Source organism: Streptomyces sp. NPDC056347 (genome assembly GCF_042262625.1).
Lineage (GTDB): Bacteria > Actinomycetota > Actinomycetes > Streptomycetales > Streptomycetaceae > Streptomyces.
Window position 1 is genome coordinate 1 of record NZ_JBHJQP010000081.1, and the last position, 12,879, is coordinate 12,879.

The following is a 12,879-nucleotide window of genomic DNA, read 5'->3' on the forward strand; positions in this document are numbered from 1 at the left end:
GGTCCGGGGCCGGGGCCCGCGGGCCCGGCCGCGGGATCAGGCGGCGGAGCGGGGAAGCGCGAGGGAGCGGTTCTCCTCGACGACCAGGTACCCCACGCTCGTGTACAGGTTCATGGCCACCTCGTTGCCGCCCCACACGGTGAACATCAGCGTCGACTCGCCGGCCGCGAGCGTCGCCGCCTCGCCCGCCACCATCGCCGCCCGGCCGAACCCCTTGCCCCGGTGCTCCTCCGCGATGCGCAGCCCGTAACCATAGGTCACGCCCGGCAGGTATCCGTGCTTCAGCCAGCCGTTGCCGACGGGCTCACCGTCCGCCTCCAGCACCAGGAACGTGTTGTCGGGCGTGTCCAGGCCCTCGGGAAGCAGCTCCGCGAAGTCGCGGTCGGACTTGCGCCGGGCCTCCTCGGGGCCCAGCGCCCCGGACCGCGCGATGTTGTGCGCGTAGGAGGCCTTCTCGACGGCGAGCCAGCCGGTGTACTCGGCCGGGGTCATCGGCCGACCGGTGATGCCCTCGACGGGCTCCGGCGGGGAGCCGATCCGCCGCGCCCTGAGCTGGCCGCGGACACCGTACGCGTCGAACGGACCGGTGTCGGGTCCGGCGAGCCGTACGCGGATCTGCTCCGCGCCGCGCTCCGCGCACCATGCCTCGGCCCAGTCCAGGGCGGCCCGCTCATGGCCCCGCCCGGCGTGGGCCGGGTCTATGCAGAAGTCGCCGATGCGGCTCGCGCGTGCGTCGTTCTCCCCGGCGGCGGCCACGGCGACGTACCCCACCCGTGTCCCGGCGTCCATGATCCCCGCGACGGTCCAGGCGTTCACGTGGCGGCGCGCACCGTCGAGCAGGCTCTCCGCGGCGGGGGCGTCGAGTCCGGACGCCGTGTACGCGGCGAGCCGCCGCCGTTCGAAGTCCTGCTGCCAGGCCGTGGTGTCGTCCAGCACGTCGAGTTCTGTCATCCGGCCACCCTACTCAGGGTGTTGGGCGGGCAAGGGCGGACGAGTCCGGGTACGTCGCATGGTCCCGGGGGTGCCCTGCGCGCGGGCGCGGGCAGGGCCGGCACCCGGTGGCACCGCGGCACGGTCCGCCCCGCCGGGAGCACCGGTGACCTGGCCGCCACGGCCCTCGGGGCGCCCGGCACGGTCTCTCGGACAGCCGTGATTCATGTTAGACCTGAATATATGGCTGATATCGGCCGATTCCGGGCGAGACTGCGACGCTCCGTCCGGCGATCAGATCGGCACGATGAAGGACGCCCGGGCCCCGGCGCCCCCGCGTCGTCCGCCCGGGACACGACCCACCGGTCCCCGGGCGGTCGCCTGCGCTCCCTGTTCAGCGTGCGCACCCTGGCGGGCCAGGTCTTCTGCTGCGTCCTCGGTCTCGTGCTGCTGCTCGTCGTGACGGGGACGGTCGCACTGATCGTGCAGGGCCGCCGCGACAGCATGTCCGACGCCCGGGACCGCACCCTGAGCGTCGCCTCCGCCTTCGCCCACTCGCCCGGCATGGTGCAGGCGCTGGACAGCGCGCACCCCACCGTACGGCTCCAGCCCCGCGCCGAGGAGGTCCGCCGCCAGACCGATGTGGCGTACGTCGTGGTGGCGAGCCCCGAGGGCGTGCGCTACACCCACCCCGATCCCGCGATGATCGGGCAGCGCATCACGGACCTCCCCCCGTACGCCCTGACCGGCTCCGGCTACACCCGTACCGTCGCCATGGGCAGCGGCCCCGCGGTCAGCACCCTCGTTCCGGTGCGCCGGCCCGACGGCTCGGTCGCCGGGCTGGTGTCCGTGGGCATCACCGTCGAGTCGGTGAACACCCTCGCCGACCGTTCCCTCCCGCTGGCCGCCGCCGCGGCGGCCGCCGCTCTCGCGATCACCACGGGCGGCGCGGCGCTTCTGGGCCGCCGGCTGCGGCGGCAGACCCACGGGCTCGGCCCGGCCGAGATGACCCGGATGTACGAACACCACGACGCGGTGCTGCACGCGGTCCGCGAGGGCGTGCTCATCGTCGACGCCGACCGGCGGCTGACCCTGGCCAACGACGAGGCCCGCCGCCTGCTCGACCTGCCGCCGGACGCCGAGGGCCGGCCCGTGGCCGCGCTCGGGCTGGCCCCGGAGACCGCGGAGCTCCTCGTCTCCGGCCGCACCGTCACCGACGAGGTGCTGCGGGCCGGGAAACGGCTGCTGGCCGTCAACCTCCGCCCGACCGACGCCCGGGGCGGCCCGCCCGGCACGGTGGTGACCCTGCGCGACACCACCGAACTCCGCGCGGTCACCGGACAGGCCGAACTCGCCACCGAACGGCTGCTGCTCCTGTACGAGGCCGGGGCCCGCATCGGCACCACGCTGGACGTCACCCGCACCGCCAAGGAGCTCGCGGACGTGGCGACCCCCGGATTCGCCGACGTCACCACCGTCGACATCGCCGACCCCGTGCGCCGCGGCGACGAGCCGGTCACCCCGCACGGCGCCACCCTGGAGATGCGCCGCACCGCCGTCACGTCCGCCACGGCCGAGCACCCGCTGTACCCGGTCGGCCACGTGGTGGGCTTCGTGCCCAGCCGGACCGGAGCCATGCGCGCCCACCGCGAGGACGCCGACCTGGCGGACGAGTTCCGGCGGCTGGGCCTGCGGAACTGGGACCCGGAGGTGGCCGAACGGATCAGGAACCACGGCTTCCACTCGATGCTGTCGGTGCCGCTGCACGCGCGCGGCACCGTACTGGGCATGGTCAACTTCTGGCGCGCGGGCGATTCGCGGCCGTTCGACGACGCCGATCTGTCCTTCGCGGAGGAGCTGGTCGCCCGGGCCGCGGTGGGGGTGGACAACGCCCGCCGCTACACCCGCGAGCACGCCCTCGCCGTGACGCTCCAGCGCAGCCTGCTGCCGCGCGGACTGCCCGAGCAGAGCGCCCTGGACGTCGCCTACCGCTACCTGCCCGCCTACGAGGGCGTCGGCGGCGACTGGTTCGACGTGATCCCGCTCTCCGGCGCCCGGGTGGCCCTGGTCGTGGGCGACGTGGTCGGGCACGGGCTGCACGCCGCGGCCACCATGGGGCGGCTGCGCACCAGCGTCCACAACTTCTCCTCGCTGGACCCCGCGCCCGACGAGCTGCTCTGGCACCTGGACGAGCTGGTCGCCCGGATCGACCGGGACGAGACCGAGGAGGGCGACGCCGAGATCGCCGGTGCCACCTGCCTGTACGCGATCTACGACGCGGTCAACGGCAACTGCACGGTGGCCCGGGCCGGTCACCCCGGGCCCGCGCTGGTCCTGCCCGACGGCACCGTGGAGTTCCCCGACGTCCCCACCGGGCTTCCGCTCGGGATCGGCGGCATGCCCTTCGAGGCCGCCGAGTTCCACGTACCCGAGGGCAGCCGGCTCGTCCTGTACACGGACGGTCTGATCGAGCGGCGCGGCCGGGACATCGACACCGGCCTCGACCTGCTGCGCCAGGCGCTCACCGGGGGAGACCGGACACCGGAGGAGACCTGCGACGCGGTGCTCGACGCGCTCCTCGGCGACCGGCCCGACGACGACGTCGCGCTGCTCGTGGCCCGCACCCGCACGCTCGACCCCGAGCAGGTCGCGCAGTGGCCCGTGGCCACCGACCCGGCGGCCGTCGCCGGCGTCCGCAAGAACGTCGCCCAGTGGCTCGCCGACCGGGGCCTGGAGGAGGAGGCCTTCGCCACCGAACTGATCCTCAGCGAACTGGTCACCAACGCGGTCCGCTACGGCACCGCCCCCATCGCCGTACGCCTGCTGTACGACCGCAACCTCATCTGCGAGGTGTCCGACAGCAGCAGCACCGCCCCGCACCTGCGGTACGCGGGGAGCACCGACGAGGGCGGCCGGGGCCTCTTCCTGGTCGCCCAGTTCGCCGAACGCTGGGGCACCCGCTACACGGACACCGGCAAGGTCATCTGGTCGGAGCAGACGGTCGGCGAAACGGAGGAGACCCCCCTGTAATCCCTTGTTTGCCGCTTCGGCAAGGTAGTTTGCCGAAATCGTGCCGCCTCATGGACGCTCTCCGGCGAAAGGGAGGTGCTCCTGATGAGCGGAACGAGTGACGCGGTGGCGAGCGGCGGGAGGACGGCGGGGCCCGGTGCGGACCGGCGCTACGACGTGGTGGTGATCGGCGGCGGTGCGGCCGGGCTGAGCGGGGCGGTGACCCTGGCCAGGGCGCGCCGCTCGGTGCTGGTGCTCGACGCGGGCGAGCCGCGCAACGCCCCGGCCGCGCACATGCACGGCTACCTGGGGCACGACGGGCTCCCGCCGTCGCGGCTGCTGGCCGTCGGCCGCGGAGAGGTGACCCGGTACGGGGGCGAGGTCGCCGCTGGTGCCGTGGCCGCCGCCGAGCGGCTGCCCGGCGGCGAGGGCTTCCGTGTGGTGCGGGAGGACGGGACGGCTGTCGTGGCCCGTGCCCTCCTGGTGGCCACCGGCCTGGTCGACGAGGTGCCGAAGGTGCCGGGCGTGGCCGAGCGCTGGGGGCGCGAGGTGCTGCACTGCCCGTACTGCCACGGCTGGGAGGTCCGCTCCCGCCCGGTCGGCGTCCTGTCCACCGGCCCGCTGGCCGTGCACCAGGCACTGATGTGGCGGCAGTGGACCGAGGACGTCACGCTCTTCGGCCACACCGGACCGGAGCCCGCCGGGGAGGAGTACGAGCAGCTGGCGGCGCGCGGGATCGCGGTGGTCGACGGTGAGGTGACCGGCCTGGAGGTGACGGACGACCGGCTCGCCGGGGTGCGGCTGGCCGGCGGCCGGGTGGTGGCGTGCGAGGCGGTCGTGGTGCAGCCCCGCTTCGTGGCCCGCACGGAGGGGCTCGCCGGTCTCGGCCTGGAGGTGACCGAGGTGACGGTGGGCGGCGCACCGGCCGGGACCTGCCTGGCCACCGGCCCGGCCGGGTCCACGCGGGTGCCCCGCGTACGGGTGGCGGGGAACGCCGCCGACCCGAAGGCCCAGGTCGTCGTGGCCGCGGCGGCCGGGATGCAGGCCGCGGTCGCGCTCAACGCGGACCTGACCGACGACGACGTACGCCGTGCGGTCGCCGCCCGCCGGGCCTGAGCGGAGCCCGGCGGACGGAGGCCGCACGGCGAGAGGAGGAGCGCCGGGCCGGGAGCGGTCCCGGCCGGCGGGGGAGAGGCGTCAGGCCTGGGGCGCGGCGGCCTTGATCGCGGAGATGTCGAAGGTGAGCTTGACCTTGTCGCTGACCATCACGCCGCCGGTCTCCAGCGCCGCGTTCCAGGTCAGGCCCCAGTCGGAGCGCAGGATGTTCGCGCTGCCCTCGAAGCCGACCCGCTCGTTGCCGTAGACGTCGGTGGCGGAGCCGTTGAACTCCAGGTCGATGGAGAGCGGGCGCGTGACGTCCTTGATCGTCAGGTCGCCGGTGATGCGGTACTGGTCGCCGCCGAGCTGCTCGGCGTGCGTCGAGCGGAACGTCATGAGCGGGAACTTCTCGGCGTCGAAGAAATCGCCGCTGACCAGGTGGCCGTCGCGGTCGGCGATGCCGGTGTCGACGCTGGCGATCTTGACGTCGATGGCGGCGGTGGAGTTGGCCGGGTCGGCTCCGTCCAGCTTCAGGCTGCCCTCGTGCTCGCCGAAGGAGCCGCGCACGTTGGTCACCATGGCGTGGCGCACGGTGAAGCCGATGCTGCTGTGGGCCGGGTCGATCGTGTAGTCACCGCTGAGGGCGGCCAGGGCCGGGTCCACGGCGGCGGGGGTGGCGGCGGGGGCGTTGTTGTTGTTCTTGCGGTTGAACAGAGCCATGGCTCCTCCTCGGGACGTGATGCGACGGGGCGTGGGGATCACGGCTGTCGCGGTTGTTGTTTAACCTTCAACGAGATTGACTGTACCGGTATCTAGTTAAAATTTCAACCGTCTCTGTCGGGACTCACCCGAATGCAGTACCGGGATGTCGTCGGGCGGCGTGAACGGCGGCCGAACGTCACCCCAATTGCCGCCGGGTGATGCGCCCACCCTCTGGCGGACGCGCGTAGAACTCGGGCAGTATCTCCCTGCCCTTACTTGTCATGAGCAGGAGGATCCCCCCATGTCGTCCGCAATGAGACTGCGCCCCGTCCTGACCGCGCTCGCCCTGGTGCTCGGCGTGTTCTTCGCCCCGGGCTTCGGTGTGCTCGGCGGGAACGCCCCCCAGGCCCACGCCGTCACCAAGCTCACCCACGCCGAGGCCACCGCCCGCTTCAGCTCCTCCGGGGTCACCTGGTCGTCCTCCGGCGGCTGCTCCAACCGCAACGTCGCCACCTGCACGTCCTTCGACCAGCTCAACCTGCCGACCGCCCAGGGCGCCCAGACCCTCAAGAGCGCCACCGGCTGCGCGCTGAACATCACCGGCGGCACCGAGACCGGCCACGCCGGCGGCACGTACTCGCACTGGAACGGCTACAAGCTCGACTTCGGCAAGTCGACCTGCCTCACCAACTACATCCACAACACGTTCACCTACATCGGCCTCCGCGGCGACGGCGCTCCCCAGTACAAGGCGGGCTCCGGCAACATCTACGCCGACGAGGGCAACCACTGGGACGTGACGTACTACAACTGCGGCGGCTGCTGACCCCGCAGCGCGCACGACAGCACCCGGATGCCCCGCTCCGACCCGACCCGTCGGAGCGGGGCATCCGCACGCCGGGGCGACGGCGAGGACGCAGGCCACGGGCGTGTTGGCGGCGCGTTGCGGCGCTGTTGGGACGCGGCGGGATGCTCTTCCTGTCGGCCGGGGACCTCCCGCTGGGCGAGGACTTCCTGCCGGGCGCGACCGAGAACGACGACGAGAAGGAACACGGGGGCGGGATCATGAGGAACAAGAGGAGCCGGGTGCTCACCCGGGCGCTGCCGGTCGCGGCGATGGCCTTCGCCGCGCTGGTGGGAACGGGCAATCCGGCCTCGGCCGCCGGCCTGGGGTGCAGCGGCTACAGCTGCGACGGATGGGACCCCAATCCGGTCAGCTGGGACTCCGGCCCGGACACCGACGCCACGGCGACCGTCACCGGCTTCGCCACCGTGGCGCTGCGCTCCGGCAAGAAGGACGGCCGGTGGTACGGCTGGGCGAAGACGGCCACGCGGTACAGCCCCTACGGCGTGTGGATCGACCGGTCCACGGACGGCGGCAAGACCTGGGACGGCCTGCGCGGCTACCAGCACCGCGACGGCGGGGACGTCTACACCCCGATGCAGTACTGGCCGGACGGCACCTGGCTGCGCGCCTGCGTGAACGTCGAGGGCATCGAGCTGAAGTGCACGAGCTGGGTCAGCTGACACACGTCCGCGTCGGCCCCCCGGCCTCCGGCTGAGGGGAGGGGGACGGGGGAACGGACGAGGCAGTGGCCGCACCGGACGGGGGCGGTACGGGGGAAGCGGCCACCCTCTGCGAAGGAGGTACGGGGGACACGGTCACCTCCTTCGGGGGCGAGGGCGCGGGCAGGGCCGGCAGACCGGCCAGGCCCGCGCGACTCGCCTCGATGTGCTGCGCCATGCCATGGTGCAGCCCCAGCTCCAGACACTGCTCCCAGCAGGACCGGGCGGCCTCCCGCTCCCCGAAGTGCTGGTGCGTACGGGCCATGTAGGCCAGGCAGTCCGCGGTGCCGCCGGGATCGTCCATCCGCCGCCGGATGGCCAGCGCCTCCGACTGCGCCTCCAACGCCGCCTCCCGGTCGCCCAGATGACGCCGGACATCGCCGAGATGGGTGAGACTGGTGGCCAGGAAGACACCGTGCCGCTGCTCGCGCAGAGCCGCGATGACCTTCTCGTACGTCAGCACGGCGAGCGTGTACTCGCCCAGCAGGTTCTGGGCGTCCGCGATCCGGCTCAGGGCCAGCGCCTCGCTGCGGGGACTACGGGTACGGCGGTACAGCTCGTGCGACCTCTCGGCAAGGACCAGCCCCTGCCGGGCGTCCCCGGTCTGGGAGTGCAACGACGACATGTTGCCGAGGATCGACGCCTGGGCCAGCAGGTCACCGGCGTCGGTGAAGAACTCCAGGGCCCGGCCCAGGTGCTCCAGACACTGCTCGTTGCGGTACGCCATGCCGTGCGCGACGGCCGTCCGGCGGTGCAGCCACGCCTGGCCGAGCGTGTCCCCGTGCGCCACCGCGATGTCCATCGCCTGCCGCAGACAGGCGTCCCACTCACCGGTCCACCAGTGGGTCGTCGCGTACCCGAAGAGCCCGGCGGCCAGACGCCAGGCGATGTCGGAGCGCCCGGCCTCACCGGCCCGGGCGAGGGCCTCCCGGATCGCGGGCAGCTCCCGCTTGGTCCACTCGATGGCGTCCGCGTCCTCCGCGAACTCCGGCAGGGCGGAGCCCACGGGTTCGTTGAGCGGCGGCGGGGACTGCGTCTCGTGGCTGGCCACCGCACAGGCGGCGCCGACCGCCCGCGCGTACCAGACGAGCATCCGTACGGTGGCCGCCTCCCGCTCGCCCGCGGGCTCCTCCTCCGCCGCGCACTGCGCGGCGTACTCGCCCAGCAGGTCGTGGAGCGCGTACCGGCCGGGGCCGGGACCGTGCACGAGGTTCGCGTCGACCAGGAGCTCCAGGACGGCGGACGCGTCGTACTCGGACGCGCCCAGCAGGGCCGCGGCCGACCGGGTGGTGAAGACGTGCGGCTTCCACAGGCCGAGCAGCCGGAAGGCGCGGGCCGCCTCGCGCTCGGGGGCATTGCCGCTGTCACGGATCGCCCGGTAGCTCATGTCGAAGGTGTGCCGTACGGCGACCGCGCCCATCGACAGCGCCTGGAGACGGCCCCGGTCCGGGGCGAGGCGCTCGGCCAGCAGCGCCAGCGGCCACGACGGGCGCGAGGAGAGCCTGCCGCCGACGATCCGCAGGGCCAGCGGAAGCCCCCCGCAGGCGGTCAGGATGTCGGCCAGGGCGGCCGGTTCGTGCGCGATCCGGTCCGCGCCGCAGAGCCGGGACAGCAGGGCGAGCTGCTCCTCGGCACCGAGCGGGCGCAGCGGCATCATCTCGACACCGGGCAGCTCGACCAGCAGCTGACGGCTGGTGATCAGCACCGCGCCCGGACCCTGCGGCGGGAGCAGCGGGGTGACCTGGGCGGCGTCCCGGGCGTTGTCCAGGACCAGCAGGACCCGGCGGCCCGCGATCGCGGACCGGAACAGCGCCGCCCGGTCGTCCGTGTCGTCCGGCAGCGCCGCCGGGCGCGCCCCGAGGTCGGCCAGGAACCGGGCCAGCAGGTCGTGCGCGCTGCGCGGGCCCCCGCCGCTGAACCCCCGCAGGTCCGCGTAGAGCGTGCCGTCCGGGAATTCGTCCTGCACCAGCCGGGCCACATGGACGGCGAGCGCGGTCTTCCCGACGCCGCCCATCCCCGAGATCACGACGGGCCGCCGCGAGGCCGCGGCGTCGCGCAGCAGCGCCGCCACCGCGGCCGCCTCACGCTCCCGGCCGGTGAACTCCGGTACGGAGGAGGGGATCTGGTACGGCGGACGGGGTGCCGGTGCCAGGACGGGCGGGGCCGGGGGCTGCTCCCCGTCCAGCAGTTCCTGGTACGAGGCGCGGACGGCCGGGCCGGGCTCCGTACCGAGCTCGTCCACCAGCGAGCGGCGCAGGGTGTGGAAGACCTCGAACGCCTCGGCCTGGCGCCCGGTGCGGTGCAGGGCGAGCATGAGCTGGCGGTGGAGCTCCTCGCGCAGCGGGTTCTCGGCGGCCAGGACGGCGAGGTCGGTGAGGATCTCGCGGTGGTTCCCGAGGCGGAGCTCGGCGTCGAAGGCCCATTCGCGTGCCTGGAGGCGGAGTTGGCCGAGCCGGTGGATCCGCAGGGTCGGGCCGCGCTGGTCGCGGTACGGGGTGAGGTCGGCGAGCGGCGCCCCGCGCCACAGGGCCAGCGCCGCCCGGCTCTCCCCGAGGACCTTCTCCCAGTCGCCCGCCTGGTGGGCGAGACCGGCGGCACGCACCCGGGCCTCGAACACCTCGATGTCCAGATCGCCCTCGGCCACCAGGAGCTGGTAGCCGGGCGCCACGGTCAGCAGCCGCTCGTCCCCGGTCGCGGCGAGGAGCCGGCGCAGCCGGGTCGCGTGGTTGGCGAAGGACGCCTCGACGCTGGAGGGCAGCTCATCGCCCCACATCGCCTCCTTCAGCGAGTCCTTGGACACCACCCGGTTCGGCTGGAGCAGCAGCGCGGCCAGCAGCACCCGGACCTTGAGCCCCGTCACCGGCCTCAGCGCCGTACCGTCGTGCACCACCAGCGGTCCAAGCAGCCCGAACCTCAGCATTACGCCCCCCAAGGCGACAACGGTCGGCATCCGTGCTGCGGAGGAGAGGAACGGAGGGACCGGCTGGGGCACATCGTAATCCGAACGGGGGACACAAGATCAACAGGCGCGGGCGGGCGGGGCGGTCACATCCGCCCGCCCGCCCGTGACGCCCGTCCGGCCTGGTCAGCAGTGCGAGTTGTCGCTGATGCGGATACCGGTGATGGTGGTGGTGCCGGACATCACGTTGTAGATCTCGGCGTCCGAGGTGAGGCATACGGTGGTCTGGTTGGAACCCGAGACCGTGCGGACGTACACCACGTCGTCGTGCCGGGTGTTGAGCACCGAGAAGGGGCTGCGCGGCGCGACCGACTGGAAGTAGTCCGTGATGTCCCGGTACATCGCGACCGGGGCGCCCTCCCCGGCCATGTTGTTCCAGACGCACACGTACGGGTAGGGGCAGCCGTTGAACGCCGCCTGCGCCGGGGACGCCGGGGCCGTCAGGTTCAGCGTCAGGGCGGCGACGGCCGCGGCGGAGACCCCGAGGATCCCGCGCTTGGTGACCTTCATCTTCATCTCGGTGTCCGTCCGTTCCTCAGTGGTTGCTCGGGACGTAGGCACCGCAGCCGTAGCCGTCCTTGGTCGCGATCAGGAGGGCGTCACCGGTGTTGGGGCCGACGATGCCGTCCACGGACAGGTGCTCCCACCGCTGGAAGGCCCGGATGGCACCGTCGGTGTCGGGGCCGAAGGAGCCGTCGACGGCGACGGTGTGGTAGCCGGTCGAGAAGGAGAGGTCGTTGACCAACTGCTGTACGCACTTGACGCCGTTGTACGTGTTGGCCTGGCCGTAACCGATCCACGGAGCCCCGGCGGCGGCGTGGGCGTTGACGCTCCACCCGCCGACGGCCAGGCAGACGGCTGCGGCGGCGGTCGTCCCGGCCCTCATGATGCGTGACTTCATCTCTACTGCTCCCCGATTCCCTGGGCTGACGTGCGGTCCTTGACGTCCCCCACACTGACCGGCCACCGCAATCCCGCTCCAACACGCGGCCAACACCCCGGGACCAACCGGCCGGCGACGGAGGGGAATCCGCGGGCGACGGGGAAGCGGATGCCTGACGCCGTGCCCGGGTGATTGACTGCCCCGTATGTCATCGACGCTGGGCACATCCCGACCCGACCAGGCCTCCTACATGCTGCGCGCCGCCGCCGGTGACGCGGGCCGCGCGTACAAGCGGCGGATGCTGGACCTGCTGGACATCCGCGCGGGCCAGACCGCCCTGGACGTGGGGTGCGGTCCGGGTACGGATCTGCCGGCGCTGGCCGAACGCGTCGGGGACGGCGGCACGGTCATCGGCGTGGACCGTGACCCGGACATGCTCGCCCGGGCCCGCGAACGTACGGAGGACCTGCACCGGGTGGAGATCCGCGAGGGCGACGCGCACGCCCTGCCCGTCGAGCCGGGGACGGTGGACCGGGCCAAGGTCGACCGGGTCCTGATGCATGTCGCCGAACCGGCGGACGTTCTCGCCCAGCTCCACCGCGCGACCCGTCCGGGCGCCCGGATCGGCCTCGCCGAACCCGACTGGGACACCCTGGTCGTCGATGCCGAGGACCTCGGAACGAGCCGCGCCTTCACCCGGTTCACCACGGCGGAAGTCGTACGCAACGCGACCATCGGCCGCAGCCTCGCCCGCCTCGCCGAACGCGCGGGCTTCCGCGTCGAAACGGTGCTCGCCACCACGCCGGTCTTCCGCGACTTCGACGCCGCGGATCACACCCTGGGCCTCGGCCGCAACATGGAGAAGGCCATCGCCGCGGGCCATGTCGACCGCGACCGCGGCCACCGCTGGTTCGCCGGCCTGTCGCAGGGACCGTTCTACGCGTCTTTTACGCTCGTCACCGTGATCTGTTCCCGCTGACGCGAGGGTGAGGCCGGCTCAACTGTGCACTGGACGGTGGTTCGCGCGGTCGGGATTCTGGTGTTCCTGATGGGCGCGGTGAGCGCGGCGTCCGCGGTCCTGCCCGCGAGGGCGGGGATGGCGGAGCTCCTGAGCGATGCCAGGGCGGGGCGGATGTCCTCGGTCCACCTCGTCCAGGTGTCCCCGGTGGAGGTGCGGGTCCGGTGGGGCGACGGGTTCCTGGAGAGCAAGGCGTACACGTACCGGTTCGAGTCCCTTCCGGGGACGGATCCCGAGAACGCCTTCGGGCACATCCTCCGGGAGCGGCTCGGAGCACAGACCGCGGCGCGCCTGACGTTCGACAGGACGGACCCGCTGGCCCCCATGGGCGGCCTGTCGACCCTGGTCCCCCTGCTCTACTGGCGCGTCATCGAGGCGGCATGGCTCAAGTGGGCGTCCCTGGCCGTCTTCGCGGCGGGGGTGACCGCGATGCTCACCCGGGAGATGAAGCGCACGCCCAGCGCCGGATACTGGCTGCTCTCCGCCTTCGTGGGCCCCGGCGTACCGGCCTGTCTCTGGACCGAGCCCCACTCGCTCCGCCACCCCGTCGGTTCGGTGGGGCGCGACTCCGCGATCTCGGGATGGGGCGTCGTCGTCCGCTCGGCCTGCTGGGCCGTGGCGATCCTGGCGGCGACGTGGGCAGCGCTGTCGCTCCGGTAGACAGCGGCTCCGGCCATGCGCGTCGATGAACCCGCGGGTTCGAGGAGCGGGCCG

11 protein-coding genes are annotated in these 12,879 nt (G+C 73.1%); 6 read left to right on the plus strand and 5 right to left on the minus strand.

The genetic code is table 11. The features are described 5' to 3' along the window. Positions 1 to 36 precede the first annotated feature (36 nt). Complete coding sequence (locus ACFCV8_RS19750; protein ID WP_376686662.1) at positions 37 to 951, minus strand: GNAT family N-acetyltransferase; 915 nt, start codon at positions 949 to 951, stop codon at positions 37 to 39. 387 nt (positions 952 to 1,338) lie between these two features. On the opposite strand from ACFCV8_RS19750, the gene ACFCV8_RS19755 reads away from it, so the two are divergent. Next, positions 1,339 to 3,960: a SpoIIE family protein phosphatase gene (locus ACFCV8_RS19755; protein WP_376686685.1), complete on the plus strand. Its 2,622-nt coding sequence runs from the start codon at positions 1,339 to 1,341 to the stop codon at positions 3,958 to 3,960. Positions 3,961 to 4,044: 84 nt separating this feature from the next. Next, the gene (locus tag ACFCV8_RS19760) at positions 4,045 to 5,055 is read left to right on the plus strand and encodes an NAD(P)/FAD-dependent oxidoreductase (protein WP_376686663.1); all 1,011 of its coding nucleotides are present in this window, start codon (positions 4,045 to 4,047) and stop codon (positions 5,053 to 5,055) included. Positions 5,056 to 5,136: 81 nt separating this feature from the next. On the opposite strand, the gene ACFCV8_RS19765 is transcribed toward ACFCV8_RS19760, so the two are convergent. Then, positions 5,137 to 5,757 carry a YceI family protein gene (locus tag ACFCV8_RS19765; RefSeq protein WP_376686664.1) on the minus strand — a complete coding sequence of 207 codons (621 nt, stop codon included), beginning with the start codon at positions 5,755 to 5,757 and terminating at the stop codon, positions 5,137 to 5,139. Between the two features lie 283 nt (positions 5,758 to 6,040). On the opposite strand from ACFCV8_RS19765, the gene ACFCV8_RS19770 reads away from it, so the two are divergent. Together ACFCV8_RS19770 and ACFCV8_RS19775 are read left to right on the plus strand one after the other, a co-directional pair. Next, positions 6,041 to 6,565, plus strand: a complete 525-nt coding sequence (locus ACFCV8_RS19770; protein WP_376686665.1) for a hypothetical protein — start codon at positions 6,041 to 6,043, stop codon at positions 6,563 to 6,565. A 143-nt stretch (positions 6,566 to 6,708) separates the two neighbouring features. Next, positions 6,709 to 7,266, plus strand: a complete 558-nt coding sequence (locus tag ACFCV8_RS19775; protein WP_376686666.1) for a hypothetical protein — start codon at positions 6,709 to 6,711, stop codon at positions 7,264 to 7,266. Here the strand turns inward: ACFCV8_RS19775 and ACFCV8_RS19780 are convergent. The 3 genes from ACFCV8_RS19780 to ACFCV8_RS19790 form a co-directional block, all read right to left on the minus strand. Next, positions 7,259 to 10,225: a BTAD domain-containing putative transcriptional regulator gene (locus tag ACFCV8_RS19780; RefSeq protein WP_376686667.1), complete on the minus strand. Its 2,967-nt coding sequence runs from the start codon at positions 10,223 to 10,225 to the stop codon at positions 7,259 to 7,261. The two genes, ACFCV8_RS19775 and ACFCV8_RS19780, sit on opposite strands and share 8 nt — an antisense overlap. 165 nt (positions 10,226 to 10,390) lie before the next feature. Continuing rightward, positions 10,391 to 10,780: a hypothetical protein gene (locus ACFCV8_RS19785; RefSeq protein ID WP_376686668.1), complete on the minus strand. Its 390-nt coding sequence runs from the start codon at positions 10,778 to 10,780 to the stop codon at positions 10,391 to 10,393. Positions 10,781 to 10,799: 19 nt separating this feature from the next. Further along, positions 10,800 to 11,165 carry a peptidoglycan-binding protein gene (locus ACFCV8_RS19790; protein WP_376686669.1) on the minus strand — a complete coding sequence of 122 codons (366 nt, stop codon included), beginning with the start codon at positions 11,163 to 11,165 and terminating at the stop codon, positions 10,800 to 10,802. A 187-nt stretch (positions 11,166 to 11,352) separates the two neighbouring features. Between ACFCV8_RS19790 and ACFCV8_RS19795 the strand changes: the two genes are divergently transcribed. Together ACFCV8_RS19795 and ACFCV8_RS19800 are read left to right on the plus strand one after the other, a co-directional pair. Further along, the gene (locus tag ACFCV8_RS19795) at positions 11,353 to 12,126 is read left to right on the plus strand and encodes a methyltransferase domain-containing protein (RefSeq protein ID WP_376686670.1); all 774 of its coding nucleotides are present in this window, start codon (positions 11,353 to 11,355) and stop codon (positions 12,124 to 12,126) included. A 36-nt stretch (positions 12,127 to 12,162) separates the two neighbouring features. Next, positions 12,163 to 12,825: a hypothetical protein gene (locus ACFCV8_RS19800; protein ID WP_376686671.1), complete on the plus strand. Its 663-nt coding sequence runs from the start codon at positions 12,163 to 12,165 to the stop codon at positions 12,823 to 12,825. The last annotated feature ends 54 nt before the right edge of the window (positions 12,826 to 12,879 follow it).